At 65.2% G+C, this 26,884-nt stretch carries 28 protein-coding genes and 1 tRNA gene; 10 read left to right on the top strand and 19 right to left on the bottom strand.

Translation table 11 applies throughout. The features are described from left to right. Positions 1 to 180 precede the first annotated feature (180 nt). Positions 181 to 2,562 (bottom strand): DUF3772 domain-containing protein, encoded by a 2,382-nt coding sequence (locus V6B08_RS10565; protein ID WP_341980431.1) that lies wholly within the window; start codon positions 2,560 to 2,562, stop codon positions 181 to 183. 192 nt (positions 2,563 to 2,754) lie between these two features. Here V6B08_RS10565 and V6B08_RS10560 point away from each other — a divergent pair, with 192 nt between their 5' ends. From V6B08_RS10560 to V6B08_RS10550, 3 genes are all read left to right on the top strand, one after another. Continuing rightward, on the top strand, positions 2,755 to 4,284 hold the full coding sequence (locus V6B08_RS10560; RefSeq protein WP_341980428.1) for a sensor histidine kinase: 1,530 nt from the start codon (positions 2,755 to 2,757) through the stop codon (positions 4,282 to 4,284). Positions 4,285 to 4,406: 122 nt separating this feature from the next. Next, on the top strand, positions 4,407 to 4,970 hold the full coding sequence (locus V6B08_RS10555; protein ID WP_341980426.1) for a hypothetical protein: 564 nt from the start codon (positions 4,407 to 4,409) through the stop codon (positions 4,968 to 4,970). A gap of 113 nt (positions 4,971 to 5,083) precedes the next feature. Beyond that, positions 5,084 to 6,934: an adenylate/guanylate cyclase domain-containing protein gene (locus V6B08_RS10550; RefSeq protein ID WP_341980424.1), complete on the top strand. Its 1,851-nt coding sequence runs from the start codon at positions 5,084 to 5,086 to the stop codon at positions 6,932 to 6,934. A 242-nt stretch (positions 6,935 to 7,176) separates the two neighbouring features. On the opposite strand, the gene V6B08_RS10545 is transcribed toward V6B08_RS10550, so the two are convergent. After that, on the bottom strand, positions 7,177 to 8,676 hold the full coding sequence (locus V6B08_RS10545; protein WP_341980422.1) for a 3-hydroxyacyl-CoA dehydrogenase: 1,500 nt from the start codon (positions 8,674 to 8,676) through the stop codon (positions 7,177 to 7,179). A gap of 166 nt (positions 8,677 to 8,842) precedes the next feature. On the opposite strand from V6B08_RS10545, the gene V6B08_RS10540 reads away from it, so the two are divergent. Together V6B08_RS10540 and V6B08_RS10535 are read left to right on the top strand one after the other, a co-directional pair. Continuing rightward, on the top strand, positions 8,843 to 9,289 hold the full coding sequence (locus V6B08_RS10540) for an Hsp20 family protein (protein ID WP_341980420.1): 447 nt from the start codon (positions 8,843 to 8,845) through the stop codon (positions 9,287 to 9,289). A gap of 48 nt (positions 9,290 to 9,337) precedes the next feature. Further along, on the top strand, positions 9,338 to 9,589 hold the full coding sequence (locus V6B08_RS10535; RefSeq protein ID WP_341980418.1) for a DUF1150 family protein: 252 nt from the start codon (positions 9,338 to 9,340) through the stop codon (positions 9,587 to 9,589). Between the two features lie 27 nt (positions 9,590 to 9,616). Here V6B08_RS10535 and V6B08_RS10530 read toward each other — a convergent pair whose 3' ends face one another. From V6B08_RS10530 to V6B08_RS10480, 11 genes are all read right to left on the bottom strand, one after another. Continuing rightward, positions 9,617 to 10,078: a DUF2846 domain-containing protein gene (locus V6B08_RS10530; protein ID WP_341980416.1), complete on the bottom strand. Its 462-nt coding sequence runs from the start codon at positions 10,076 to 10,078 to the stop codon at positions 9,617 to 9,619. Positions 10,079 to 10,257: 179 nt separating this feature from the next. Then, positions 10,258 to 10,722: a PTS IIA-like nitrogen regulatory protein PtsN gene (gene ptsN / locus V6B08_RS10525; protein ID WP_341980414.1), complete on the bottom strand. Its 465-nt coding sequence runs from the start codon at positions 10,720 to 10,722 to the stop codon at positions 10,258 to 10,260. 61 nt (positions 10,723 to 10,783) lie between these two features. Then, complete coding sequence (gene hpf, locus V6B08_RS10520; protein ID WP_341980412.1) at positions 10,784 to 11,110, bottom strand: ribosome hibernation-promoting factor, HPF/YfiA family; 327 nt, start codon at positions 11,108 to 11,110, stop codon at positions 10,784 to 10,786. Between the two features lie 209 nt (positions 11,111 to 11,319). Further along, the gene (can, locus tag V6B08_RS10515) at positions 11,320 to 11,964 is read right to left on the bottom strand and encodes a carbonate dehydratase (protein ID WP_341980410.1); all 645 of its coding nucleotides are present in this window, start codon (positions 11,962 to 11,964) and stop codon (positions 11,320 to 11,322) included. Between the two features lie 17 nt (positions 11,965 to 11,981). Beyond that, positions 11,982 to 13,556 (bottom strand): RNA polymerase factor sigma-54, encoded by a 1,575-nt coding sequence (gene rpoN / locus V6B08_RS10510; RefSeq protein ID WP_341980408.1) that lies wholly within the window; start codon positions 13,554 to 13,556, stop codon positions 11,982 to 11,984. A gap of 9 nt (positions 13,557 to 13,565) precedes the next feature. Next, positions 13,566 to 14,348 carry an LPS export ABC transporter ATP-binding protein gene (gene lptB / locus V6B08_RS10505; RefSeq protein ID WP_440588803.1) on the bottom strand — a complete coding sequence of 261 codons (783 nt, stop codon included), beginning with the start codon at positions 14,346 to 14,348 and terminating at the stop codon, positions 13,566 to 13,568. Next, entirely contained in the window at positions 14,348 to 14,941 is a 594-nt protein-coding gene (locus tag V6B08_RS10500) for an LptA/OstA family protein (protein WP_341980406.1), read from the bottom strand. The genes lptB and V6B08_RS10500 overlap by 1 nt, the downstream gene beginning before the upstream one ends. Positions 14,942 to 14,946: 5 nt before the next feature. Continuing rightward, on the bottom strand, positions 14,947 to 15,630 hold the full coding sequence (gene lptC, locus V6B08_RS10495) for an LPS export ABC transporter periplasmic protein LptC (RefSeq protein ID WP_341980404.1): 684 nt from the start codon (positions 15,628 to 15,630) through the stop codon (positions 14,947 to 14,949). Positions 15,631 to 15,637: 7 nt separating this feature from the next. Beyond that, entirely contained in the window at positions 15,638 to 16,711 is a 1,074-nt protein-coding gene (locus V6B08_RS10490) for a KpsF/GutQ family sugar-phosphate isomerase (protein ID WP_341980402.1), read from the bottom strand. Positions 16,712 to 16,909: 198 nt separating this feature from the next. Then, complete coding sequence (locus V6B08_RS10485; RefSeq protein WP_341980401.1) at positions 16,910 to 17,527, bottom strand: ribonuclease D; 618 nt, start codon at positions 17,525 to 17,527, stop codon at positions 16,910 to 16,912. Positions 17,528 to 17,611: 84 nt separating this feature from the next. Next, a tRNA-Leu gene (locus tag V6B08_RS10480) sits at positions 17,612 to 17,698 on the bottom strand. 168 nt (positions 17,699 to 17,866) lie between these two features. On the opposite strand from V6B08_RS10480, the gene V6B08_RS10475 reads away from it, so the two are divergent. Continuing rightward, positions 17,867 to 18,982 (top strand): NAD(P)/FAD-dependent oxidoreductase, encoded by a 1,116-nt coding sequence (locus tag V6B08_RS10475; RefSeq protein ID WP_341980400.1) that lies wholly within the window; start codon positions 17,867 to 17,869, stop codon positions 18,980 to 18,982. On the opposite strand, the gene V6B08_RS10470 is transcribed toward V6B08_RS10475, so the two are convergent. Next, entirely contained in the window at positions 18,979 to 19,887 is a 909-nt protein-coding gene (locus tag V6B08_RS10470) for a LysR family transcriptional regulator (RefSeq protein WP_341980399.1), read from the bottom strand. The two genes, V6B08_RS10475 and V6B08_RS10470, sit on opposite strands and share 4 nt — an antisense overlap. A 125-nt stretch (positions 19,888 to 20,012) precedes the next feature. Between V6B08_RS10470 and V6B08_RS10465 the strand changes: the two genes are divergently transcribed. Beyond that, the gene (locus tag V6B08_RS10465; protein WP_341980398.1) at positions 20,013 to 20,855 is read left to right on the top strand and encodes an oxidoreductase; all 843 of its coding nucleotides are present in this window, start codon (positions 20,013 to 20,015) and stop codon (positions 20,853 to 20,855) included. A gap of 60 nt (positions 20,856 to 20,915) precedes the next feature. On the opposite strand, the gene V6B08_RS10460 is transcribed toward V6B08_RS10465, so the two are convergent. Beyond that, entirely contained in the window at positions 20,916 to 21,413 is a 498-nt protein-coding gene (locus V6B08_RS10460; protein ID WP_341980397.1) for an RcnB family protein, read from the bottom strand. A gap of 189 nt (positions 21,414 to 21,602) precedes the next feature. Between V6B08_RS10460 and V6B08_RS10455 the strand changes: the two genes are divergently transcribed. Beyond that, on the top strand, positions 21,603 to 22,076 hold the full coding sequence (locus tag V6B08_RS10455) for a hypothetical protein (RefSeq protein ID WP_341980396.1): 474 nt from the start codon (positions 21,603 to 21,605) through the stop codon (positions 22,074 to 22,076). Here V6B08_RS10455 and V6B08_RS10450 read toward each other — a convergent pair. The 3 genes from V6B08_RS10450 to V6B08_RS10440 form a co-directional block, all read right to left on the bottom strand. Further along, positions 22,073 to 22,468, bottom strand: a complete 396-nt coding sequence (locus V6B08_RS10450) for a hypothetical protein (protein ID WP_341980395.1) — start codon at positions 22,466 to 22,468, stop codon at positions 22,073 to 22,075. The genes V6B08_RS10455 and V6B08_RS10450 overlap by 4 nt on opposite strands. Before the next feature lie 3 nt (positions 22,469 to 22,471). Further along, complete coding sequence (locus V6B08_RS10445) at positions 22,472 to 22,993, bottom strand: GNAT family N-acetyltransferase (RefSeq protein ID WP_341980393.1); 522 nt, start codon at positions 22,991 to 22,993, stop codon at positions 22,472 to 22,474. A gap of 316 nt (positions 22,994 to 23,309) precedes the next feature. After that, positions 23,310 to 24,245, bottom strand: coding sequence for a LysR family transcriptional regulator (locus V6B08_RS10440; protein WP_341980391.1), 936 nt, complete (start codon positions 24,243 to 24,245; stop codon positions 23,310 to 23,312). Positions 24,246 to 24,368: 123 nt separating this feature from the next. Between V6B08_RS10440 and wrbA the strand changes: the two genes are divergently transcribed. Together wrbA and V6B08_RS10430 are read left to right on the top strand one after the other, a co-directional pair. Continuing rightward, entirely contained in the window at positions 24,369 to 24,965 is a 597-nt protein-coding gene (gene wrbA, locus V6B08_RS10435; protein ID WP_341980389.1) for an NAD(P)H:quinone oxidoreductase, read from the top strand. 85 nt (positions 24,966 to 25,050) lie between these two features. Further along, positions 25,051 to 25,794: a pirin family protein gene (locus V6B08_RS10430; protein WP_341980387.1), complete on the top strand. Its 744-nt coding sequence runs from the start codon at positions 25,051 to 25,053 to the stop codon at positions 25,792 to 25,794. A gap of 111 nt (positions 25,795 to 25,905) precedes the next feature. Here the strand turns inward: V6B08_RS10430 and V6B08_RS10425 are convergent, their stop codons facing one another. Continuing rightward, the gene (locus tag V6B08_RS10425) at positions 25,906 to 26,841 is read right to left on the bottom strand and encodes a fumarylacetoacetate hydrolase family protein (protein ID WP_341980385.1); all 936 of its coding nucleotides are present in this window, start codon (positions 26,839 to 26,841) and stop codon (positions 25,906 to 25,908) included. Between the last annotated feature and the right edge of the window lie 43 nt (positions 26,842 to 26,884).

The raw sequence follows: 26,884 nt of genomic DNA, 5'->3' as shown, positions 1-26,884 counted from the left end.
AGTCTGGCCAACCGAGCGGTAATCCTGGCCCTTGCCTGACGATCACGCAGGTCAGAGAGCCATTGCTCGAATGTCTCGGTGAGTTGGACCTCAATCTCCATTTCTGTGATTTATAAATCACAGATGGCGATCCGTCAACTATAGAGCGTACACCGTTCGCCGGCACACAGGTGCCAAGGCTCACACGCCATCGCGCCCCTTGCCCTTGAGGTCGCGCAGGAAACCCTCGATGCGGTCGAGGTCGGCGAAGTGGACATCGGTCTGGTTATAGGGAATGGCGATATCGTTGCGCAGGCAGGCCTTGTAGATCTCCTTGCGGATTTCGCTTTCCACCGTCATGCGGCGCTCGACATTGGCGATATGGCCGCGCATGACGAAGTTCAGGGCACTGTCGCCGAAGCTGCGCAGCACCACATAGGGTGGCGGATAGGCGAGAATTTCCTTGTGCTGCTTGAGGCAACCGAGCAGCACCGTCTCGGCCTTGTCGACATCCGAGCCATAGGCGAGGCCGATCTCGATGTCGACGCGGCCGAACTTGTCGCGATGCGTCCAGTTCATCACCGAGTTGGCAATCAGCTCGGAATTCGGCACGATCACCGAGGCGCGCGGAAACGTCTCGATCTCGGTGGAGCGCACGTTGATGCGCCGAACATAGCCTTCCTTGCCGCCGACCACCACCCAGTCGCCGACCTTCACCGGCCGCTCGATCAACAGGATCAGGCCGGAGACGAAGTTGTTGACGATATTCTGCAGGCCGAAGCCGATACCGACCGAAAGCGCACCGGCGATGATGGCGAGGTTCGACAGGTTGAGGCCGAGCGCACCCACCGCCAGGATGCCGGACAGCACATAGCCGATATAGGCCACGCCGGTGACAATGGAATTGCGCACCCCGACATCGATCTGGGTCTGGCCTTCCAGCCGCATGTTCAGGCCGCCGCTGATGAAGCGGGTCAGCCCGACGCCGCCGGCCAGCAGCAGCATCGCCACCAGTACATCGACCAGTGACAGCGTGACCGAGCCGATGGTGACGCCATAGACCAGTTGCAGCGCGTAGCCGCCGAGCGTCGACACGCTCATGCCCCAGGCCAGAAGCAGCATGGCGATGAAGCCGCACAGCAGCAGCAGATCGATGGCAAGGCCGGCCATGAAGCGGCCGGTGGAACTGAGCCGGCGCGCGGCCTCGCTGCCCGGCTTCTGGCCGTCGCCGAGTTCAACGCTCGGGTTTTCCGCGGCGGGCTTCAGGGCATCACGAAACCCTAAGCGCAGCAGCAGGAAGGTGCCGAAGCTCAGTTGCGTCAGCAGCAGACCGGCGGCCAGGAAGCGGCCGATGCTGTAATAGCCGAGCAGGAGCGCGAACAGCGCCAGCACCGCTATGCCCAGCACGGAATACCAACTGCCCAGCAGGCGGCGCTGTTCGGCGGTGGTGGCACGCCACAGGCGGCGGTCGGCGATCGCTAGGCTGAAGCTGAGGAAATACAGCGTCACCACCAGAGCGACGACATCACGCCCGGCACTACCAGTCTGATGCGCGCCGAACAGCGTCACGAAAGGCGCCCCCAGCAAGGCCAGCAGGCTGAAAACCTTCACGCGGACGAGTAGGCTGTCGCGTTCGCCGCTCGGCAGGTCAATCAGCGCCCATTCCGGATGCCGCCGCGCCAGCGCGGCGCCGGCCAGGCCGGTTGCCAGCAGGCCGAGGCTCAAGCCATAGCCCAGCCCGCCAACCAGCAAGCCGAACGGCCCGGCATCGAGCCAGCCATTGGCATTCAACACGGCATAGCAGGCCCACAGCGCCGCGACCGGCACAGCAGCACGGCGCAGCCATTCCACCAGGGCGGCGACAGAGCGGCGTTCGGCGGTCGGCGAGGTAACGTGGCCATTGACGCCTTGGCGGCGGCGCAACAGCGCCGCCAGCGGCAGGCCAAGCAGCAGCATGGCAACCGCCACCAGCGCGGTCTGGATCAGGGTGGTGCGCCCAGGCAGTGCCTCAGGCGCCAGGCCATTCATGGCTTCGTTCCACGCCGTCGGCAGGTCGGTTAACGCCTGCCCCCAGAAATCCGGCACAATCGGCGCCGTACCGCGATAGGCCAGGCGGCGGGTGAATTGTTCGCGCGATTCCGTGGTGAGCTTTTCCTGCATCGCTGCCAGACGCACCAAGGCGAGGTCGGTTTCCTTCACCGCATCCTGCGCCCGCTGCGCCCGCAAGGTCAGTTGCCGCCGGGTTTCCGCTACGGCGGCACTCTCGCGCGGCTGGTTGGCGTCTGGCGCCGGGCCAAGCGCCTCCAGCAATGTCTGGGCGGCGGTGGCCTCCTCGCGCTGCGCCGTGCGCTGCTTGGTCACAACATCGCGCTGCTGCTCCAGCTCGCTGCGCAGGCGGTCGATATCACTATCGGAAAGCCGCGGGTCGTTGAGCTGGCGGTCGAGCCGGTCGAGGTCGCGCAGCATGCCGAGCCGCGCCTGGTCATAGGCAGCGGCAGACGCTCCCGGGCCAGTCTGAGCGGCAACCGGCAGGGGGCCAATCGCGGCCAACAGCAGGAACATAAGGATGAACAGGCGACGCATACGGCACTCCCGGAAACAAATCCACCCCGCCGGCGGCCAGTGATCCGGCGCCGGGGAACAAGCGTATCCTGATTGCAAGGGGAATTGGGCAAAATCAAGACCCCGGCACTCACCTGACCGGGAACTGTCCCGTATCAATTACCAGCCTCGATTGCTGGAAAGCCTGACGCGCAAAAGGTAAAATCAACCGGCATGGACGAGGCGCTGCATACCGCCACTGCTTCCGCCCCGGCTACCGGTTCAGGCACCAGCCTGGGCGCGGCAGCCGGCGAGGCCAGGGACAAAGCCGAGGCCGCATCGCGCCAGGCCGCGCCGCCCGCCATTGCGCCCCTGCGCGGTCGCACCAGCCTTTCCGGACGCCTGCTGCTGCTCACCCTGATGTTCGCCATGCTGGCCGAAGTACTGATCTACCTGCCTTCGGCGGCCCGTTTCCGCATCGACTATTTCACCGCCCGCATCGAACTGGCCAACCAGGCCGCCCTGGCGCTGCTGGCGGCGCCCGATGCCATGCTGAGCGAGGAGCTGGAAGATGAATTGCTGCGCGGCGTCGGCGCCCGGCTGGTGGCGATGCGGCGCGACAACACCCGCGCGCTGATGCTTTCCGACCGCCGCGAATTGCCGATGCTGGGGCCGCCCATCGACCTGCGCAACTGGATGTGGTGGGAAGCGATGAGCGATGCCGCGATGACGCTGATCGGCGAGGTCGATCCGTTCCTGCGCGTCGTCGGCCCCTCGCCGCGCAGCCCGGATGCGCTTATCGAAGTGGTGCTGCCATCCGAGCCGCTGATACAGGCGATGCGCGATTTTTCCAGCCGCATCTTCTGGGTGTCGCTGGCCATCTCCGTGTTCACCGCCTCGCTGGTCTATCTCAGCCTGCAATGGCTGCTGGTGCGGCCGATGCGGCGGCTGACCCATTCCATCGTCGGCTTCCGCGCCGCGCCGGAAGATGCGCGCCAGATCATCAAGCCTTCGGCGCGCAGCGACGAGCTCGGCCTCGCCGAGCGCGAATTGCAAATGATGCAGCAGGAACTGCGCCAGGCCCTGACCCAGCGCCAGCGTCTGGCACAGCTCGGCATCGCGGTGTCGAAGATCAACCACGATCTGCGCAACATGCTGGCCTCGGCGCAGCTTGTGTCGGACCGCCTGGAAGAATCCGACGACCCGACGGTGCGCCAGGCGGCACCGCGCCTGGTCGACAGCCTCGACCGCGCCATCGCGCTCTGCACCCAGATCCTGCGCTACGGCAAGGCCGAGGAACCGGCGCCGAAGCCCGAGACCGTGCCGTTGCACGAGTTCTGCGACGACGTGGCGGCGGCCTTGGGCATCAACCACGCGCCCGGCATGCTGTGGAAGAACCGCGTCCCTGAGGGCCTGGTGATCCGCGCCGATCCGGCGCAGTTCTACCGGCTGATGAGCAACCTGATGCGCAATGCCGTGCAGGCGATGCCGCAGGGCGGCGAAATCCGCGTCAACGCCGCCGTGCTGGAAAACCAGGTGGCGATCGAGATCGCCGATACCGGCAGCGGCTTGAGCGATGCGGCACGAACGCATCTGTTCGAGGCGTTCCGGGGCGGCGCGCGGCGCGGCGGCACCGGGCTGGGCCTGGCCATCGCCCGCGAACTGGTGCGCGGCCATGGCGGCGAACTGGAACTCGCCCGCACCGGCCCGGTCGGCACCACCTTCCGCATCCTGCTGCCCCATAGCGAAGGCGGCGAGGATTGAAAAACGTGGTTAACCAGGGTTAACCACGTCGTTTAACGCAAAGTTCAATCCATTTGCTCTAGGCTGCATCATGCCAAAAAGGCTGTGGCCCGCATCAGCGCGCCACCGATGGAGAAACGACCATGCTGCCCACCCTGCTCCCCCTACGCCGCCTGCTCTCATTGCTTGCCCTGCCCCTGCTGCTGGGCCTTGCCGCCTGTTCTTCGCCACTGCCTTCCGCCGGCACCACCGGCGCGCTCGGCCTCGGTGTCGACTACACGGTCAAGAAGGTGGAGAAGCGCTACGACGTGGAATGCAGCGTCTTCAATATCCTTGAGCAGGGCGAATACTGCGTCCACAAATACAAGCCGACCGACCGCCAGGAAGTTTTCTGCTTCAAGACACTCGGCGGCGTCGACTGCTACGCTGAGCGCGACCCCTACATGCTCGCCGGGCGTTCGCTGCCGACCGCGCCACGCCAGCTTGCCGATCCGCGCATGCCAATGGAACCACGGCCCAACGACCTGCAGAAGGTGGTGGAGAACCTGGACCAGGACATGCAGAATCAGCGCAGGGAAGCCATGGCCCGCGAGGCCGCTGCCAAGGCCGAATTCGAGCGCCAGAACAGTGCCAAGGTGCCGATGGCGCCCTCCGCCGCCGGTTTGCCCCAGGAACAACCGCTGCAACAGCAGCAGCCGGCGCAGTGACCAACAACGGGTTCCCGTTCAAAACCGCCAGCTTCCGTTCAAAACCGTCGGCCTCCGTTCAAAACCGCTTGAGGCGGCAGGCAATCCCGCCGCCTTCATGCTACATATGAGCCATGACTGCCGACGCCCTCGCTGGCGGCCAGACTAAAACCTGGGTCTGGCATCTGCCGGCATCGCCCGATGCCCTGTGGCCGCTGATTTCGGATACCGCCCGCTTCAATGAAGCCGCCGGCACGCCGCGCTACAGCGTGAATGAAACCCCGCGCCCCGATGGCTCGGTGCAGCGTCAGGCAGAAGCCGACTACAAAGGCATCAAGGTTCGCTGGGAGGAACGCCCCTATGAATGGGTGGCGGGACGGCATTTCCGGCATCGCCGGGATTTCGACAACGGACCGCTGCACCAGCTCGGCATCGATGTCTCGCTCGAACCGGAGCAAGACGGCAGCCGTATCACCTACCGCCTGCATGCGGTGCCGCGCGGTTTTCTTGGCCGCCTGCTGCTGCTCACCGGCTTCATCCGGAAATCCGGTGTCTCCATTGAAGCGATGCTGCGCCAGGCCGCCGAGCATGCCCTGGGCCACCGCCCGCTGCCTTTCGACTATACCTCGCCGCCACCGCCTGCGGGTGCTGCCGAAAGACTGCAGGGCCTGATCCTGGCGCTGAATGGCGGCGGCTATGCCCATGGCCTGGCGGAAAGGCTGGCAGCAGAAATCACCACCGCACAGGAAGTCGACCTGGTGCGGATGCGCCCGCGCCGGCTGGCCGCCGCCTGGAACGCGCCGCTGCGCCATGTGCTTGAGCTTTGCCTCGATGCCACCAAGCGCGGCATGCTGACCATGAGCTGGAATCTGCTCTGCCCGCGCTGCGGTGGTGCCAAGAGCCAGGTCTCGTCGCTCGCCGACCTGCCCGGCCAGGCGCATTGCCCCTCCTGCAACATCGTCTATGACGGCGATTTCGCCCGCAATGTCGAGATCGCGTTTCAGCCCGCCGCCAATCTGCGCCCGCTATCGCTGGGCGAGTTCTGCATGGGCGGGCCGCATGTCTCGCGCCATATCCTGGTGCAGCAGATCCTGGCACCCGGCGAAAGCCGCGATGTGGTCGCCGAACTGCCGCCCGGCGAATACCGCCTGCGCGCGCTGGAGCCGGGCGGCGAATGTATCGTGACGCTGGCCGGCGGCGGCGCCGCAATGATCGCCGAACCGGTCGAGGGCGGCAGCTTCAGCATCCGACCTGGCCTCGACCCGGCACGTGGCATCGCCCGCTTCGAGAATCGCACGCAGCGGACATTGACCCTGGTGATGGAATCGCGGCACTGGCGCCAGGAAGCGGTGACGGCGCATGAAGTGACGACCCTGCAGGCGTTCCGCGACCTGCTGCCGACCCAGGTGCTGCGGCCGGGGGAAACCGTCGCCATCGAGCATGTGACCCTGCTGTTCACCGACCTGGAAGGCTCGACCGCGCTGTATGAACGCATCGGCGATGGGGCCGCCTACCGCATGGTGCGGCGGCATTTCGCCTATCTCGCCGAAGAAGTGCGCGCCTTCGACGGCACCCTGGTGAAAACCATCGGCGACGCCGTGATGGCGGCTTTCGCCGATCCGGCGCAGGCCTTGCGCGCGGCATTGGCGGCACAGCGCGGCATCGAGCGCTTCAATGCCAAGTTTCACGCCAAGACGGCAGGCGAAGGCCGGCAGATCGCCGAGGCCGTGACCTTGAAGATGGGCCTGCATGGCGGCCGCTGCATCGCCGTGAACCTGAATGACCGGCTCGACTATTTCGGCTCCAGCGTCAACCTCGCCGCCCGCCTGCAGGGCCGCAGCCGTGGCGGCGAGATCGTGCTGTCGCAGGCGCTCGCCGCCGATCCCGCCGTGGCGCCGCTGCTCGACGGCCTGCCCGCCAGCCGCGAGATGGCCGAACTGAAAGGCTTCACCCAGCCGGTGCCGTTCCTGCGGCTGCGGGTTTAGGGAATAATAATCATCGTCATGCCCGGGCTTGACCCGGGCATCTCACCCCGTTCCCAAAGAGATGCGCGGATCACTGTAAGCGCGCGATCGCCTTACGGCGTTCATGGGCGCACAGGCCCGAAGGGCCCGGCGCGCATGACGACAGAGACTGAGTTGTCACTCTCGCGAAAGCGAGAGTCTCATTTTTGTCAGTGAGAAAAAATGGGATTCCCGCGTGCGCGGGAATGACGGCTGATTTTACCTTAATCCTCGGTCAGCGCCGAAAGGCCGAGCAGTGCGCGGCGGCGCAGCCACAGGCTGGGGCGATAGCGGTCGTCGCCGGTGATCGCCTGCAACTGGGTGAGGATATTCAGCACCGTCTGCGGCCCGAGATGATCGGCGAGCGCCAGCGGTCCGAGCGGATAATTCAGGCCGAGTGTCATTGCCTTGTCGATATCGGCCGGCCCGGCAACGCGGATCTGCGCCATCTCGCAGCCGAGATTGGCCACCATCGCGGCAACACGCTGGCCGATGAAGCCGGCGCTGTCGCGGATCGCCGTCACCTTGCGCCCAGCCTTGTTGAATTGCGCCACCAGGCCATCGCGCAAGGCATGCACCGCACCGGGCGCCTGCATCAGGGTCAGGCGCTTGTCCAGCCGGCCGGTGAGGTCGATGGCGAACAGGCGGCGGTGATCGAAGCCGCGCCGCGCCGCGTAGCCCGACACATCCTCGCCCAGCAGCGCGCAGAGGATCGGGCTCTGGCCATCATCGAAATTCGATACCGAGAAGCCAAGCTCGCGCAGCAATTCGGCCAAGGCATCGTCATCCTCGGCGAGTGCCACCTTCTCGATCGGCGCCGACTCGGATGCCGCATCGGGCGACGGCGCCAGCATCCGGCCGGCATCGTCATAGGCATAGAAGCCGCGCTTGGTCTTGCGGCCCAATTGGCCGCTTTCCGCCATCGCCTGATGCAGCGGCGCGGTGGCGAGCCGGCGGTCATGGAAATAGCCCGCCGAGATGATCTGGCTGACCGGGAAATTCACGTCAATGCCGGTGAGGTCCATCAGCTCGAACGGGCCCATGCGGAAGCCCCAGCAATCGCGCATCACCGCATCGACCTGGGACGGCGTGGCAACGCCTTCCGAGACGATGCGCAGGCCTTCCTGGGTGAAGCAGCGGCCGCCGAGATTGACCAGGAAGCCGGGGCTGTCCTGCACCACCACCGGGCTGCGGCCCATGCGCTCGCCGACCTTGACCAGGGCGGCGACGGTTTCGTCGCTGGTGGCCGGCGCGCGGATCACTTCCACCAGCTTCATCAGCGGCACCGGATTGAAGAAATGCAGGCCGCCGACGCGCTCGCGATACTGGCAGCTCCGTGCGATGGCGGCGATTCGCAACGACGAGGTGTTGGAGGCCAGCAGGCAATCCGGGCGCACGATGGCCTCGAGCTGGGTGAAAAGCTGCTGCTTCACTTCCAGATTCTCGATGATCGCCTCGACCACCAGATCGACCTCCTTGATCTGCTCCAAGGCATCGGCAACGCGGAGCTGTGCCTTGGCGGCAGCGGCCTCGTCCGCCGGCAGGCGGCCCTTGGCGACGAGCGAATCGAGCTGGGCGGCAATCGCCTCGGCGGCCTTGGCGGCGGCGCCCGGCGCGGCATCGAACAGCCATACCTGCATGCCGCCCTGGATGCCGACCTGCGCGATGCCCCGGCCCATGGCGCCAGCGCCGATCACGGCAACGCTCCCGATGCTCAGTGCCATGGCCTATCCTCCTTTATTGCTTCATCTTTTCGCCCGCTTACGGCGGGCCGCCATCCTGCCGTTGCGGCCCTTGAACCGCAAGCCTGCCCGCCCCATCTATTGAGTCAAGCGGGGTGCCGATACCGGGCCCCGTGCAAGGCACTCGCTATTGTTTAGGAGTCCGGCCATGACACGCGTATCGCTTTTTTCCAGCCCGCTGCTGCTCGGCTTCGATCACATGGAACGGATGATCGAGCGCGCCGCCAAGTCGGGTGCGGAAGGCTACCCCCCCTACAATATCGAACAGATCGGCGAAGACGGCCTGCGCATCACGCTCGCGGTCGCCGGCTTCAGCATGGCTGACCTGGCGATCACCCTGGAGGACAACCAGTTGGTGATCCGGGGCCGCCAGAGCGAGGACAAGGACCGCATCTTCCTGCATCGCGGCATCGCGGCGCGGCAATTCCAGCGCGCCTTCGTGCTGGCGGAAGGCATCCAGGTGACTGGCGCCCAGCTCAGCAACGGCCTGCTGCATATCGACCTGGTGCGGCCGAAGCCGCAGCCACAGGTGCGCACCATCCAGATCAATGCCGGCGACGGCAGCGGCGAGGGCCGTATCGGCCTCGGCGAGTAGAGCCGGCTTCAGTCTTTCCAGTAGCGCGTACCATGAAAGGAGTTCGTCATGGCTATCCCCAGCAACAACGATAACAACACCGCCAGCCCTAAGCCGGCGAGTCTGGCAATGACGCCGGAAGCCTTCGCCAATCTCGGCGCACCGCAGCTTGCCTATATCCGTCCGGTGCAGGGCCCCGATGGCGCCGAAATCTTCGGCATCTTCTCGGCCAGCGGGCAGCAGCTCGGCTACGCGCCGGAACGCGACCTAGCTTTCGCCGCCGCGCGCCAGCACGAGTTGGAGCCGGTCAGCCTGCAGTAATTCAGACTGCAGCAATGTAGTGCCAGGTCAGCCGCCGCAGGTGATCGCCTGCGGCTGGCGGCCCTGCAATTCAGCCGCCCCCGAAGCCGCGTCCACCACTGCGACGCGGCCCTGGCGGGTGAGGCCGTTGATGCCGGTATCGAGGCGGAAATACGCCGCCTGGCCGGCGGTGAGATCGACCAGCAATTCGCCGCCATTCTCCATATCCGTGACCCGGTGCCGGCCCGGCGGCAGATCGCAATAGGCGCTGCCGCCATTGCCGAGCGCCGTCACACGCCGGCCATCCACCGCCAGCGGCTTTTCCGCCGCGCCGCCGATCAGGCCGCCAGCCGCGCCAAGAGTGAACGTGGTGCGATAGAGATAGAGCCGCGCCATGCCATCGGCCGGCAGCGCCTGGACGACAGACGGCGTGGCGCCGGGCGGCGTGGCGGCAGCACAACCAGCCAGTGCGGCCAGGATGAGGATAGAGAATGAGCGATGCAACACCATGACAAATCTCCCTGCGGCGAATGCGCCGGCAAGGCCGAGGTTATGTCATGTTGGTGTGGCCGCCGCCTGCGGCACGATGCCTCGGTGCGAGATTAAGTCTTAGCTGCGATTTATGCGGGTTTTATAACCCTTACGCGGCGTGGCGGTTTTTTCGCTCAAGCCGCGTGGCAGCTTTTCGCTCAAGCCGCGTGGCTGGCCGGGGTATCGGTGAGCAGCGCGTAGATGGCATCGGCGCTGTCGGCGCCGCGCAGCTTCTCACAGATGCCCTTGTCGCGCAGCAGGCGCGACACGCGAGCCAGTGCCTTGAGATGGTCCGCGCCCGCCGATTCCGGCGCCAGCAGCAGGAACACCAGATCCACCGGCATCTCGTCGATCGAGTCGAAGTCGATCGGCCGCTCGACGCGGGCGAACAGGCCGTAGAGCTTCGGCAGGCCGGCGATGCGGCCATGGGGAATGGCGATGCCATTGCCGACGCCCGTGGTGCCGAGCCGCTCGCGCTCGAGCAGGGTTTCGAAAATCTGCCGCTCATGCAGGCCGGTCAGCCGCGCAGCGCGCGATGCCAGTTCCTGCAAGGCCTGCTTCTTGCTGTTGGCCTTCAGATTGGCGACAACGCCATCGGGGCTCAAAAGCTCGTGTATTTCCATGACGCGTCTTTATCCATGAATCCTGTTGCCGCGCGGCTTCGCTCGATCTGCCATGCCGTCATCAGACGGTGGCATCGAGATCCGGCTTGCGGGCGTGATGATTGCGGCGCTTGCGCTTGTCGCGCCGCACCTGCTTGGCCAGCTTGTCCAGCGCCTGGTCGAAACTGGCATAGATCTCCGGGTCGCTGGCATCGGCCTGCATGTCGATACTGGTGCCGACATGCACGGCGCAGGCACAACGGAACATGCTGCCTTCACGGCTGAACACCACATTCGCCTCGATGGCATTTTCCATGTACTTCGAGACAGCGGCGATGAGTTTCATCTCGACATGACCACGCAGGGCCTCGCCGAGATCGACTTGCTTACCCGAGATGAGGATTTTCATGGTGTCTCACGATCCGAATGACGGTCGGTTACGGCATGATCCACAATTCGCCGCCGAGATACAAACTATTCTTGCCGGCTTTGCCGGCAGGGTTGCAACGGCGGTCGATACGGGCGACCAGCGGGGGCGGACCATAGAGAAGCGCCCCAGGACTGTCAACCGCACCTATGTATTTGATCTGGTTATGAATCCTTGAGATTCAAGGGGCCTTAAGACGTTTTCGGCGGCGCCGTGCGATGAATCGGCGAGAGATGGTCAGGGCTGCTGACCGTGACACCAAGGTCGCGCACCAGGCCATTGGAAATGCCGTAGACCCAGCCATGCAGGCTCAAGGGCTGGCCGCTGGCCCAGGCATTCTGAACAATCGTCGTCTTGGCCAGATTGAGCACTTGTTCGCGTACATTCATTTCGCAGAGCGCGTTGACGCGCTTGTACTCATCCACGATGGCATCGAGTTCGGCGGCATTGCGTTCGCGGGTATCGCGGATCGGGCGCAGCCAATGATCGATCAGGCCGAGCTGTTCCTGGAACAACGCCGTGCGCACACCGCCGCAGCCGTAATGGCCGGTGACGATGACATGCTTCACCTTCAGGAACTCGATGGCGTACTGCAATACCGCCAGGCAGTTCATATCCGACGGCTGCACCAGGTTGGCGACATTGCGGTGCACGAACAATTCGCCCGGATCGAGGCCGACGATTTCATTCGCCGGCACGCGGCTATCGGCGCAGCCGATCCACAGATAGGCCGGATTCTGCTGATGCGACAGGCGGTCGAAGAAGCCGGGATCGACCGAGAGCTTGCCGATGGCCCAGGCGCGGTTGTTGTCAAAAAGCTTTTCGATATCGGACATGGGTCCTCGTGCTCAACTTAGCCAACGGGAAGCAGGCCAGCTTTCTTCAAGCGGCGCCGCTCCACCGAGGACGGAATGTTCATTGCCTCGCGGTATTTCGCCACGGTGCGGCGGGCGATGTCCACCCCTTTGCCGGCGAGAATTTCCACGATCTTGTCGTCGGACAGCACATCGTCGGCGCTTTCGGCGTCGATCAGATCCTTGATGCGGTGACGGATTGCCTCGGCCGAGAAACTGTCGCCGCCATCGGTAGCGCCGATCGAGGCGGTGAAGAAATACTTCATCTCGAAAATGCCGCGCGGCGTCGCCATGGTCTTGTTCGAGGTGACGCGGCTGACCGTGCTTTCATGCATCTCGATGGCTTCCGCCACCGCCTTGAGGTTCAGCGGCTTCAAATGATCGATGCCGAGGCGCAGGAAAGCCTCCTGCTGGCGCACGATCTCGCTCGCCACCTTGAGGATGGTCTGCGCCCGCTGGTCGAGCGACTTCACCAGCCAGTTGGCCGAGTTGAGGCATTCCGAAAGATAGCTCTTGGTCGCCTTCTCGCGCTCGCCCTTGCCCTCACCGCCACGGCCCTCGCCTTTGGCCTCCGGCTTGCTGCGCGCGACGCGGGCATAATAGCGCGTGTTGACCAGCACGCGCGGCAGCGTGTCGTTGTTCAGTTCCACCAGCCAGCCGCCATCCGGGCCGCGGCGCACGAACACATCCGGGATCAGCGTCTGCACCGGCTCGCCGCCGAATACCAGTCCCGGCTTCGGGTTCAGCGCGCGGATTTCCTTGATCATGTCGGTCAGGTCTTCCTGATCGACGCCGCAGACTTTGAGCAGGCCCGGTATGTCGCGCTTGGCAAGCAATTCGAGATTGTCGAGCAACGCCTGGATCGCCGGGTCGAGGCGGTTGCGCTCGCGCAACTGCAGCGCCAGACATTCCTTCAGGCTGCGGGCGAACAGACCCGCCGGGTCGATCTGCTGCAGCTTGGCCAGCACCGCCTCGGCAACACTCAGCGGCGCCCCCAGGCGATCCGCCAGATCCGCCAACGGTTCGGTGATGTAGCCGGCTTCATCCAGGCTGTCGATCAGCGCCTGGCCGATCAGCCGTTCCGCCGGACTGGCCGGCACCAGGCGCCATTGCTCCTCGACATGGGCGCGCAGGGAGAGGTCTTCCGACAGCGTCTGCTCGAGCGAACTCTCGCCATCCTCGAAGCGCATGTCGCCGCCACGGCCCGAGATATAGGAATCGGATGGCCCCAGGCCACCGCCCTCGCCGCCATAGCCATAGGCATCGGCGCCGCTATCGGGGCCATCGGCCTCCACATCCATCGCCTCGCGCGCCGAGACGACGCTGGCGTCGCCATCGAGATCGAGGCGGGCAGGATCGCCGCCACCTTCCGCAACCTCGAAGGAATCGCGAGCATCCTCAGCACTGCCCTCGCCATCCTGGCGCTCCAGCAGCGGGTTGCGCTCCAACTCCTGCTCGACATAGGCGGTGAGTTCGATATTGGAAAGCTGCAACAGCTTGATCGCCTGCTGCAACTGCGGCGTCATCACCAGGGCTTGGCCCTGCCGCAGCTCCAGACGCGGGCCGATTGCCATGCTAATGGGTCACCAGCTAAAACGCTCGCCGAGATAGACCCGGCGAACGTTCTCGTCGGCGACGATCTCGTTCGGCGACCCCTCCATCAGCACCTTGCCGTCATGCAGGATGTAGGCACGGTCGATGATATCCAGGGTCTCGCGCACATTATGATCGGTGATCAGCACGCCGATGCCGCGATGCTTGAGATGCGACACCAGCTCGCGGATTTCACCCACGGCAATCGGATCAATGCCGGCCAGCGGCTCGTCCATCAGCATGAAGCTTGGCCGTGTTGCCAGGGCACGGGCGATTTCGCAGCGCCGCCGCTCGCCGCCAGACAAGGCCAGCGCCGGGGTGCGGCGCAGATGGCTGATGGAAAATTCAGCGAGCAGGTCTTCCAGCATCGCCTCGCGCTTGTCGGTCTCGGCTTCCACCAGTTCCAGCACGGCGCGGATATTCTGCTCCACCGTGAGGCCACGGAAGATCGAGGCTTCCTGCGGCAGGTAGCCCATGCCGAGGCGGGCGCGGCGATACATCGGCAGGCCAGTGATATCGACGCCATCGAGCATGATCGAGCCGTGATCGGCGGAGATCAGCCCGGTGATGATGTAGAAACAGGTGGTCTTGCCGGCGCCATTGGGGCCAAGCAGGCCGACCGCCTCGCCGCGCTGCACGCTCAGCGAAACATCGCGCAGCACCGGCCGCTTCTTGAAGCTTTTGCCCAGGCGATGCGCGGACAATCCCGGATGCGGGTTGTCTGCCACCAGGCGCGGGCCGTTCATCACGCTATCGTCGTTCTGCGGCGTCATCAGCCCCCCTGGCGGAACACGCCAATTACGCGCTGGCCCGGCAGCGGATCGCAGACCGAACGGCCGATATCCTGCTGCATCGTCACCTTGGCGCAACGCAGCACGCTTTCCTTCTGCGTCAATACCACATTGCCCTGCAGCACGATCAGCTTCTTATCCACATTGTAATCGGCGTAATCGCCCTGCGCCTTCTCGTCGGCGGACGAGATGAAAACCTTGCCCTTGGCCTCGATACGGCTGATCGCGCCCATATCGGGACCGCCGGCAGACGGCACCGGCGCCGCCGGGCGGGACTGCTGCTGCGCCGGACGCTGACCTTGCGGCGCGCTGTTGTTGCGGTCGCGGTAATACACCACCAGTTCATCGGCGCGCAGCCGCATGTCGCCCTGGGCGACATCGACATTGCCACGGAAGATGGCCTGCTGGCGCTCCTGCAGCACCTCGAGATTATCGGCGGCAATCTCGATCGGCAGGTTGGAATTGTTCGAGTTGTTGCCGCGCCGCTGGCCGGGCAAGCCTTGAGCAAAAGCCTGGGCGGCCAGCAGCAAGGCGAGGCCGGCAACAACAACAGAGGGGGCGGTAATTCTGCGCATGCTGGTCATCCTGCGCCGCGGGGATTGAGCGTGGTTTTCACGCCGTTGATGAACACGATGGTCTTGCCGCGATCATAGACCCGCATGCCGTTGGCGCGGATGCTGCCGAGCGATGCATGGCCCCAGACCTTGTCGTCGCTGGCCAGCACGCCGGTATTGAGGTCGATCTCGGCATTGATGCCGTGAAACTCATAGCCCCGGTCGCTGTAGACGTTGATATCGCCATGCAGCGTCAGCATCCGGGTGGTGTTGTTGTACACGCCGGTATTGGAGGTGAGCGAGATCCAGGCGCCGTCATTCATGGTGATGTCAGCGGCGATCTTGTCCAGCGTCACCAGCTTGGAATCGTTCGGATCCTGCAAGGCGCGGTCGGCGGTGACGATATAGGGCTGGCCGTTGCTGTCGTTGCCACGGAAGCGCGGGTTATTCATCACCAGCGCCATCTCCTGAGTCTCGATATTGGAGAAAGAGAGCCGGAAGCCGGTATCGCGCTTGGTCAGTTGCGGCCAGGCGGCGATCACGCCCACCAGGGCCACGGCGCCCATCGGCAGCACGAATTTCATGAAACGCACGAAGCCGCGCCGCCGCTGCACCACCTGGCCTACCATGCCCTGCTCGCTGCGCGGCGCGAAATCATCGCGCAGGCGGCGGTTGGGGCTGGGAGCAGTATCCTGCGGCGCGTTGGTCATCGTTGCCTCAGGTGATCCCGGCGCGCACGCAATCGTGCATATGCAGGATGCCGATCGGGCGGCCGGCGTCGATCACGAAGAGCGCCGTGATGCGGCGCTGGTTCATCTCGCGCAGGGCTTCCACCGCCAGCATGTCCTGGCGGATGGTGAGCGGCGACTTGGTCATCACTGTTTCCACCTTGCGCGCCAGGATATCGCCATCGATATGGCGGCGCAGGTCACCGTCGGTGACGATGCCGATCAGGCGGCCCTTGTCGCGGCCCTGGCGGCCGGTGATGCCGATGCAGCCGAAGCTGCGCCCGGCCATCGTTACCAGCGCCTCACGCATCGCGGTGCCGGCCGGCACCAGCGGTATCGCCTGGCCGGCATGCATCAGGTCCTTCACCTTGATGAGCTGCTTGCCGAGCCGGCCGCCGGGATGGAACACGCGGTAATGGTCGCGGTTGAAGCCCTTGCGCTCCATCAGCGCCACCGCGAGCGCATCGCCCAGCGCCAGCATCATGGTGGTGGAGGTGGTAGGCGCCAGGCCCATCGGGCAGGCTTCCTCCACCGGCGGCAGGATCAGCGCGATATCGGCGGCCTGGCCCAGCGCCGATTTCGGCTTCGAGGTCATGCCGATCAGCGGCAGGCCGAACCGCTTGGCATGGGCGATGAGGTCAGCCATCTCCGGCACATCGCCGGAATTCGACAGGCAGAGCAGCACGTCGCTGGTGGTGACCATGCCGAGATCGCCATGGCTGGCCTCGGCCGGATGCACGAACAGCGCCGGCGTGCCGGTGGAAGCCATGGTCGCCGCGATCTTGCGCGCCACATGGCCGGACTTGCCCATGCCGGAAACGATGACACGGCCCTGGCTGCCATCGCCGCTGATGCGGTTCAGCACGTCGATGGCCTGGGTGAACTGGCTGTTGAGATTGGCTGCCAGCGCGGCAAGGCCATTGGCTTCGGTGAGCAGTACGCGGCGCGCGACAGCGATATCGCCAGCAGGCTGGCCAAATGGCGGTTGCCCAAATGGCGATTGCCCAGGGGCGCTGGGCAGACGCGTCACCACGGCCCCGGCACGAGCCTTGGGCTTAGCCACAGCCTTAGCCCCAGACGGCGCTTTGGCCGGGCGCGTTTTGGTACGGGAGCCGGCGGCCTTGCGGGGCGCTGCCGACGACAGGGCGGTTTTGGACATACGCAGCGAGACCCACCTGCAGGAAACCGTCTAACAAGATTCGTGCCAAGTATGGGGAATGCCCAGGAAAAAAGCAAACAGCCCGGCGGGTTAGCCCTCAATCTAGTTGTGGGCGAAAATATCTTCTTCCGGCCAGCCGGCGAGGTCCAGGGCGGCACGGGCGGGGAGGAAATCGAAGCAGGCCTGGGCCAGGGCGGTGCGGCCTTCGCGGGCCAGCATGCCATCCAGCACGACTTTTAGCTGGTGCAGGTAGAGCACATCGGAGGCGGCGTATTTCTGCTGCGCCTCGGTAAGCGCCGGGGCGCCCCAGTCGGAACTCTGCTCCTGCTTGGAAATCTCCACCCCGATGAGGTCGCGGCAGAGATCCTTCAGGCCATGGCGGTCGGTGAAGGTGCGGACCAGGCGCGAGGCGGTGCGGGTGCAGTAGACCGGCGTGCAGGCAACCCCCAGGTAATGCTGGATCGCGGCCAGGTCGAAACGCGCGAAATGGAACAGTTTCAACACCTTGGGATCGCCCAGCAGGCGCTTCAGGTTGGGCGCGTCATAGCCCTTGCCGGCGCCGAAGCGGACCAGATGGCCATTGCCGTCGCCGCTTGAAAGCTGCACCAGACAGAGGCGGTCGCGGGCCGTGCGCAGGCCCATGGTTTCGGTATCCACGGCCACGCTGGCGCCGAGGTCGAGGCCATCGGGCAGGTCGCCTTGATGCAGGGTGATAGCCATGCGCGCCGCTTGCTCTGATTCGCTGATTTTCGGAGGGGGATTATGCGCTGCCGCGCCGGGTGGCGAAAGAGCAACGAAAAGAATTGGTGCCCAGAATAAGACTCGAACTTACACGACCTTTCGGTCACTAGCACCTGAAGCTAGCGCGTCTACCAATTCCGCCATCTGGGCATCGCGTGACCCGGGGGTCCCGTCGAGGGCGGTGTGATACGGGAAAGCGCCTGCCCCGTCAAGCCCTGCCAGTAACATTCCATGCCCGGGTGATGCCCCGGCTTGAAACCGCCCCGGCCTCCGAGGGATAACCAACGCGGCGAGTATTCACAGAGGCCTGGAGCGGCAATGGATTCGGTGGAATGCCTGGTGATCGGCGCCGGCGTGGTGGGCCTGGCGGTGGCGCGCGAACTGGCGCGGCGCGGCCGCGAAGTGGTGATCCTGGAAGCCGCCGATGCCTTCGGCACCGAAACCAGTTCGCGCAATTCGGAAGTGATCCATGCCGGCATCTATTATCCGCAGGGCAGCCTGAAGGCGCGGCTCTGCGTCGCGGGCCGCGACCGGCTCTACAGCTATTGCCAGGAGCGCGGCGTCGATGCGCGCCGCATCGGCAAGCTGATCGTCGCCACCGATACGGCGCAGAATGACGAACTGAAAGCCTTGCAGGCCAAGGCGGCGGCGAATGGCGTGCATGATCTGCGCATGCTGAGCGCGGAGGAAGCCCGGGCGCTGGAACCGGACCTCTATTGCACCGCCGCCCTGCTCTCGCCGTCCACCGGCATTATCGACAGCCACGGCCTGATGCTGGCCTATCTCGGCGAAGCCGAGGAACACGGCGCCATGCTGGCGCTGAACGCGCCGCTGCAAAGCGCCGCCTGGCGCCATGGCCGTTTCGAGATCGAGACCGGCGGGCCCGATGCGATGCAGCTTGCCGCGCGCTTTGTGGTGAATGCCGCCGGCCTGCATGCCCAGGCGGTGGCGAAAGCCATTGCCGGCACGCGCCACGACCTGATTCCCGGCACCTATTATGCCAAGGGCAATTACTTCGTGCTCTCAGGGATCAAGCCGCCCTTCTCGCGTCTGATCTACCCGGTACCGGAACCGGGCGGGCTTGGCACCCATGTCACCATCGACCTCGGCGGTCAGATGCGCTTCGGCCCCGATGTCGAATGGATCGACGCCATCGACTACCGTGTCGATCCGGCGCGCGGCGACAAGTTCTATGCCGCCGTGCGGCGCTACTGGCCCGGCCTGCCCGATGGCGCGATCCAGCCGGGCTATGCCGGCATCCGCCCCAAGCTGTCGCCGGGCGGCGGCAAGGCCGATGACTTCGTGATCCATGGCGCCGCCGAGCATGGCGCGCCCGGCCTGCTGCATCTCTTCGGTATCGAAAGCCCTGGCCTCACCGCCTCGCTCGCCATCGCCACCTTGGTCGCCGATCAACTCGACGCGGAAACCGCCTAGCCTGATTTGCCTGCCTTCGCATCGCCGCGCGCGAAATCGACGAAGGCCTTCAGCGCCGCCGGCATCTGGCGGCGGCTCGTATAGTAGAGAAAGAAGCCGGGATCGTAGGGCGACCAGTCGCCGAGCAGCACTTCCAGCCGTCCGGCATCGAGATGCGGCTGCACCATCGCCTCGATCACATAGGCAACGCCGAGGCCAGCCAGGGCGGCGTCGATCATGGCATCCATGTCGTTCAGGGTGAGCGCGCCAGTCACGCTGACTTCCTGGGCGATGCCGCCGCGTTCGAATTCCCAGTTGTAGAGCATGCCGCTGGCGAGGCGGAAACGGATGCAGGGTAGTTCGTGCAGATCCTGCGGCATGGCCGGGCGGCGATGCTGCTTGAGCAGTTCGGGCGCTGCCACGGCAACGAAGCGCTGGCGTGGGCCGATGGCGGTGGCGATCATGTCGGCGGACAGGCTTTCGCCCAGCCGCACGCCGGCATCGAAGCCCTCGCCCACCACATCGGCGAAGGCATCATCGGCCACCAGGTCCACCTCGATATCGGGATAGGCGGGCAGGAAGCGGCGCAGCACCGGCAGCAGCACCAGCCGCACCGCCACCTGCGAGGCGTTGATGCGCAGGCGCCCGCTTGGTTTGCCGCGCAGCGTGTTGAGGTCTTCCAGCGCATCGTCGATATCGCGGAAGGCCGGCAGCAGCCGCGCCTGTAGCCGCTCGCCGGCCTCGGTCAGCGCCACCGACCGCGTGGTGCGGTTCACCAGCCGCAGGTCCAGCCGCTCCTCGATGGCGCGCAGGCTGTGGCTCAGCGCCGAGGGCGTCACACCCAGCTCGACGGCCGCCTTGCGGAAGCTGCGATGCCGGGCGATGGCGAGGAAGACCATCAGGTCGGCCGGGTCGATCCGTTTCATTGATGAGTTTATCTCAGTAGTCTTACGAATTATTACTGGATTAATTCATCGAAAGCCAGGGGGTAAACCTCTCTCCATCAGGCCCGGATGGTCCGGCGCCAGAAACGAACGAAGGAGAGAGTGCCATGCGTGTTTGGTTGATCACTGGGGCGTCGCGCGGTTTCGGTGCCCTGATTGCCCAGGAAGCCCTCAATGCCGGCGACGCCGTGGTCGCCACCGCCCGCGACCCCAGGACCGTGATCGAGCGGCTGGGCAGCCATCCCCGCCTGCTGCCGGTGCGGCTGGATGTCACCGACGAAGCCCAGGCCCATGCCGCCGCCGACCAGGCGGTCGCCAAATTCGGCCGCCTCGACATCCTGGTGAACAATGCCGGCTATGGCGTGCTCGGCGCCGTGGAGGAAACCAGCGCAGAGGAAGTGGAAGGCGTGTTCCGCACCAACGTGTTCGGCCTGCTTAACGTCACCCGCGCCGTGCTGCCGCATATGCGCCGCCAGCAGAGCGGCCATGTCATCAACATCTCCTCGATCGGCGGCTATGGCGGCTATCACGGCTGGGGCGTTTACGGCGCCACCAAATTCGCCGTGGAGGGCATCTCGGAAGCGATGCATGCGGAACTGAAGCCGCTTGGCATCCAGGTGACGGTGGTGGAGCCCGGTTTCTTCCGCACCGACTTCCTCGATGAGCAGTCGCTGGTGAAGACCCGCACCGAGATTGCCGATTACCATGAGACCGTCGGCGCCATGCGCAGCTTCGCCGCCCAGGTCAACCATGCCCAGCCGGGCGACCCGGCGAAGCTGGCCAAGGCGATTCTGCTGCTGACGCAAAGCGGCCTGCCGCCGCTGCGCCTGGCGCTGGGCAGCGACACCTACCAGCGCATCAAGGGCAAGCATGCCTTTGTCGAGGGCGAACTGGAGGCGTGGAAGACGCTGACGCTCTCAACCGACTTCCAGCAGAACAAGGTGGCTTAAGCAGCCGCAGCAAACACCGCGGCCCAGGCACCAGCAATGGCGCCTGGGCCGCAGGCGTTGCTACATGCGGCCGAGATTCTGGATGCCGTCCAGCACCATGCCGGTGCCGATGGCGATCATCAGGATGTCGCTGTCGACGCGGACATAACGATGGCGCGGTGGCGGCGGTGGCAGCACCACGATCAGGTCGCGCGGCACCTCATAGAAGATCACGTCGGGCGGCAGCGGACGCCCCACCACCCAGCGCTTGGCATGGCCCGGTGGCACGCAGCCCTTGCCCTTCTTGGCCAGGCCCGGCGGGCAATGCACGGCATAGCGCGGCGCGGTGTAGTAATCGTAGACCGCGCGGCGGTCGCTGTCGCCGAACTGGAAATTGATCTGGATGTTGGTGTCGCCGCCGCGTGGCCCATGGTCATGGTGGTGCGGTGGACCCCGGCGGTCATCGTCGTCATGGCGGCCACGGCCCTTCCCATCGGCCCAGGCCGTGCTGCCGAAGGCGACGGCACCGATAGCGGCGGCGAGAATAACCTTGGAAACAAAACCCGTGCTGCGATGCATGGCATCCTTCCTGTTCCACCGGCTGCCTGATTGTGGGGCATGGGGGCCGCCGGCAGTGAACAGGATAAGCCGCGCGATGGCAGCATCATGGCGAAGGCGGGGAATTATGGCGGCAGCATGTGACGAAGATACTTGTTGCGACCTGCGCCGGCTGAATCAAATATCAAAGATGAAATTGGGGGGCCGACAATGCGCGTGACATTTGGTGCGACTACTTTATCCCGGCGCAGCGGCATAGGGGCGCTGGCACTGATCCTGCTGGCCCTTGGCGGCTGCCGCGAAACCGAACTCACGCGCATGGCCGCCGCCAATGACAGCGGCGCCTTGAATATCGAAGCGGTGCGGGTGGCGGGCAATATCGGCGTTGCCCTGGATGACGGCTTCTCTGCTGCGTTGCGCGAGGCGGTATTGGCGGCGGTGCCGCGCAACACGGCACAGCCAAGCAATGCACTGATCGAGATCACCATCACCCGGCTCGGCGATTCCGCCAGCGGCACCGAGCTGGAAGGCCTGGCACGGCTGCGCAGCCTGCGCGGCTTCACCCGCGCCGAACTGGACCTGCGGGCGGCGAGCACGGCGGCGGACATGACGGCACGGCGCCAGGAGGTTGCCGCCACCGTGGCCCGCCTGGTGCGGGAAGAAATTGCCGCGCGCGGGCTTTAGCTCCGACCGAGCAGCCGTAGCGCCGCCTGGCGCACGCTCATGCCGGCGGCGATGCCACGCGCGACGGCACGCGCGTTGACATGAGTGAGGATGCCGCTGGCCCAGGCATCCGACGCATCGCCGATGCGGGCGCTGTCATGGCTGTAGGTGGCGGCGATGATGCCGTGATCATTGAGCGGCCCGAGGCCGGAAATGCCGGCGGCATCCTTGCCCACGCCGGCATCGTTGAAGAAGCAGGCCAGCGGCTGGTCGTTGAAGGCGTAGCTCACCGCCGAGACGCCGGCATGGGAGGCGGCGACGATGACGCGGCCCCGATCCTCCGGCTTGATCTCGGTGATACTGTCGAGCAACTGAACGCGCGGATCATGCACATCCGGCGCCGCCCGCCGCATGGTTCAGGCGGCCGACTTGCGGCTGCGCGGCATTTTCGGCTTGGCCACCATGCCGCTGACGCCTTCCAGCGCGCCCGGCACCAGCTCCATGATCTGGAACCGCTCCAGCTCCACCCAGCCCGGCATCTCGAGGCCGCGCTCGGCTGCACTGACGAAGCCGAACGGCTCGTAATAGTCCTTGTCGCCCACCAGCATGCAGAGCTTGTGGCCCTGGCGCGTGGCGGCATAGAGGCTGTGCCGGATCAGCGCCCGGCCGATGCCCTGGCCCTGGAAATCCGGATGCACCGCCACCGGGCCGAGCATCACCGCCGGCACTGCTGCCTCGCCAATCGAGATCGGCCAATAGCGGATCGAGCCGAGCAGCCGGCTGCCCTGGCGCACGGAGAAGCTCAGCGCCTTGATCGGCGCCACGCCTTCCCGCAGCCGGTAGACGGTCTTGGCGGTGCGGCCGGAGCCGAAAGTCAGGTCGAGGAGATTTTCAATCTGGGCGGCGTCCGAGGGCCGCTCTGGGGAAATCGGGAACATCAGCTTGCTTCCTGGCACTAGATCCGAGACCAACGTGAGCGGGGGAGCGGCTTTCGCCTTCCGTCCGACCGGCCGGTTGTTCGGGTGCATTGGAAGTGCTGGGTGTCTGCTGGGAGACGATCAGGCTGTCAGGTCTGATCCAGGGCCTCAATGCACGCGAACAACGGCCGCGCAGCGCTTTCGTTGCGCTACGCGTCGGTTAGCTCGTCGGTGCATCATGGGGCGAATCATCTGACTTTCCCGTTTTCGGACGGCCTGTTTAGCATGGCGACTCCGGGCCGTAAACGGTTATCTGCGGCAGGCTGCCGCAGGCTCTTCACTTTTGCCGCAGGCCGATCCAGGCGCAATCCCAGGGCGGCTCGGGCCCGAATTTGTCGGCCAGGAAGTCGATGAAGGCGCGCAGCTTGGGCGTCAGGTGGCGCTGCGCCGGATAGACTGCGTAGATGCCCAGATCCGCCACACGGTATTCCTCCAGGATCGGCACCAGCCGGCCGGCGGCGATATCCGGGCCAATCACAAAACTGGGCAGCCGGGCGATGCCGGTGCCGGCGAGTGCCGCCAGCCTGAGCGCATCGCCGTTATTGGCGGTGAGCGGCCCCTGCACCCGCACGGCAATATCGGACTCGCCGCCGGGCTGTGAGGCGAAACGCCAGAGCAGCGGATCGGCTAGATAGCTGTAGATCAGGCAATGGTGCCATTTCAGTTCATCCGGGTGCTTCGGCGTGCCGAATTTCTCGATATAGCTGGGCGCCGCCGCATAGACGACGCGGGCCGGCCCGAGACGCCGCGCATTCAGCGTCGAATCCGCCAGGTCGCCGATGCGTACCGCCGCATCCACATCCTCTTCCAGCAGATCGACGCGGCGGTCGTTGTAGCTCGCCTCGATGCGCAGGTCCGGGCATTGCGCCAGCAATTCGGGCAGCAACGGCGCCACATGGCTCAAGCCGAAGCTCATCGGCAGATTGACCTTGAGCAGCCCGCGCGGCGCCTCCTGCAGGTTCTGCACCGCCGCCTCGGCGGCCTGGGCCTCGGCCATCACCCGCTCGGCATGGGCCTGCACGATGCGGCCGGTTTCGGTGAGTTGCAGCCGCCGCGTGGTCCGCTGCAGCAACTGGCTGCCGAGCCTTTGTTCCAGCCGGGCGATCTGCTTGGAAACGGCGGATTTCGACAGGCCGAGCGACTGGGCGGCGGCGGTGAAACTCATCTGCTCGGCCACCCGGGCGAAAACCGCCAGGTCGGATAGATAGTCCATGGGTATTATCCTCTACAGGAAACAATAATGTTCCAAATATAATATTGTTTCCATAAATAGGAAGCTTAGATTGCTCTCATCCGACGCCGCTGGGGCGGCGGCAGGATTTAAGGAGAGACTTCGATGACCAAGGTTCTGGTTCTCTATCATTCGATGTACGGCCATATCGAGACCATGGCCCAGGCCGTCGCCGAGGGCGCCCGCGAGGCCGGCGCCGAGGTGGTGGTGAAGCGCGTGCCGGAAACCATGCCGGAAGCCGCCTTCAAGGCCGCCCATGGCAAGTGGGACCAGGCCGCGCCGGTCGCCACCATCGACGAACTGCCGAACTACGACGCCATCATCTTCGGCACGCCGACCCGCTTCGGCATGATGAGCGGCCAGATGCGCACCTTCCTGGATCAGACCGGCGGCCTGTGGATGAAGGGCGCCCTGGTCGGCAAGGTCGGCAGCGTGTTCACCTCGACGGGCACCGGCGGCGGCAACGAGACCACGATCACCAGCTTCCAGGTGACGCTGCAGCATCATGGCATGGTGGTGGTGGGCGTGCCCTACGCCATCCCGGAGACCATGGATGTGTCGGCCCCGCGCGGCGGCTCGCCCTATGGCGCCGGCACCATCGCCGGCCCGGATGGTTCGCGCCAGCCGAGCGAGACCGAACTGAAGATCGCCCGCTTCCAGGGCAAGCATGTGGCGGGTATCGCCGCCAAGCTCGCCAAGTAACGAGCAGCCATAGAGTAACCAACACGCCGCCTCAGCGACGGTCCCGGGCCAGGCGCCCGGGACCAACGAGGCAAGGAGACGTATCATGACCGTTGCCATTCCCTTCGACCGTCTTGGCCGCTTCGGCAATGACTGGCTCGACAGCCGCTTCCACTTCAACTTCTCGGGCGTTGCCGCGCCGATGGGTTTCGGCTTCGGCCCGCTGCGGGTGTGGAACGACGATCATATCAAGCCGCATTCCGGCTTCCCGATGCATGGCCACCGCGACATGGAGATCATCACCTATGTGCGGCGCGGCGCCATCACCCATGAAGACTCGCTCGGCAATCGCGGCCGGACGCCGGCCGGCGACGTGCAGGTGATGTCTGCGGGCACCGGCATCATGCATGCCGAGTGGAACGAGGAGAACGAGGCGACGCATCTGTTCCAGATCTGGGTCGAGCCGCGCCAGCGCGGCCTCAAGCCCCGCTGGGCGCAGGCGCAGTTCCCCAAGGATGACCGCGCCGGCAAGCTTGTGCCCCTCGCCTCCGGTGAGGAAGCCGTGCGCGCGGCCAACCCGGAAACCCTGCTGATCCACCAGGACGCCACGCTCTACGGCGCGCTGCTGGGCAAGGGCGACAGCGTCACCCATACGCTGCCCTGGGACGACAAGGCCCAGCGCATCGCCTATGTGGTGGTGGCCGATGGCACCGCCATCGTCAACGGCAACAAGCTCTCGACCCGCGACGGCATGGCGGTGTTCGAAGCCAAGTCGGTGGAGATCACCGCGCCGGAAGGCGCCGAGGTGCTGCTGTTCGACCTGCCGGTGCCGCCGCAGAAGCAGAACTAGCTTCTACTAAAACACATCGTCACCGCCGGGCTTGACCCGGCGGTCTTTTCCCGAATTGCGTAAGATGCCCGGCTCAAGGCCGGGCATGACGACTGGTAATCACAAAGGCCATCACCCCTGGCGCAGTACGCGGTTGCGCAGCACGCCGATCTTCTCGACCTCAAGCTCCACCACATCGCCATGTTTGAGGAAGCGGCCATGTTCCAGGCCGCTTCCGTCGCCGACCGTGCCTGAGCCGAAGAACTCGCCCGGATGCAGCGTCTCGTCAGCCGAGATGCGTTCGAGCAACGCCTCGAAGGTATGGTGGATGGTGGAGGAATTGCTGTCGCACCAGGTCTTGCCGTTGACGCGGGCCTGCATGCGTAGCGCGTAGGGGTCGTCGATCTCGTCGGCGGTGACCAGATACGGCCCCATCGCGTTGCCGGTATCGAAATCCTTGCCCTTGCAGGGACCGAGCATCGACTGCATCTCGGTGCTTTGTGCATCGCGGGCGGAGAAATCGTTGAAGATGGTGTAGCCGAAGATATGCCGACGGGCATCCTTGGCTTTTATATTCTTGCCGCCCTTGCCGAGCACGAAGCCCATTTCGAGTTCGAAATCCATCACCTGGCTGTAGCGCGGCCAGAGCACATCCTCGCCGGTGCCGATCACGGAAAAGCGGTTGGCCTTGTAGTAGACCGGCATCGCGTACCAGCTTGCCGGCACTTTCACAAAGCCAGCCTTGACCAGCCAGGGCCCGAGTAGTGGCTTGCGCATCACCGCGATGCGCTGCATCGCCTGGCGCACATGCTTCTCGAACAGCATGCAGTCGCGGATCTGCTCCGGCACCGGCAGCGGCGCATGCAGGGTGGCATCCAGCGCCGGCACGCGGATTTCGCCGTCATCGAGATGGCTGCGGGCCGCTGCCAAGCCTTCATCGCCGGCCTTGATCAGCGACAATACGTCGGGGAACCGCGCCGAAAGATCGACGATCATGGCGCCGTCCGAGGTCAAGGCGCCGGGCCGCATCCTGCCGGTGCCGGGATGGCTGTAAGTGCAAAGCTTCATCGATTGCCCGTTCCCTGTGATCGCCACGCCAGAGGCTCTTGCT

It is taken from the genome of Ferrovibrio sp. MS7, assembly GCF_038404985.1.
Classification (GTDB): Bacteria; Pseudomonadota; Alphaproteobacteria; order Ferrovibrionales; family Ferrovibrionaceae; genus Ferrovibrio; species Ferrovibrio plantarum.
This window is presented reverse-complemented; position numbering and strand designations above follow the sequence as displayed.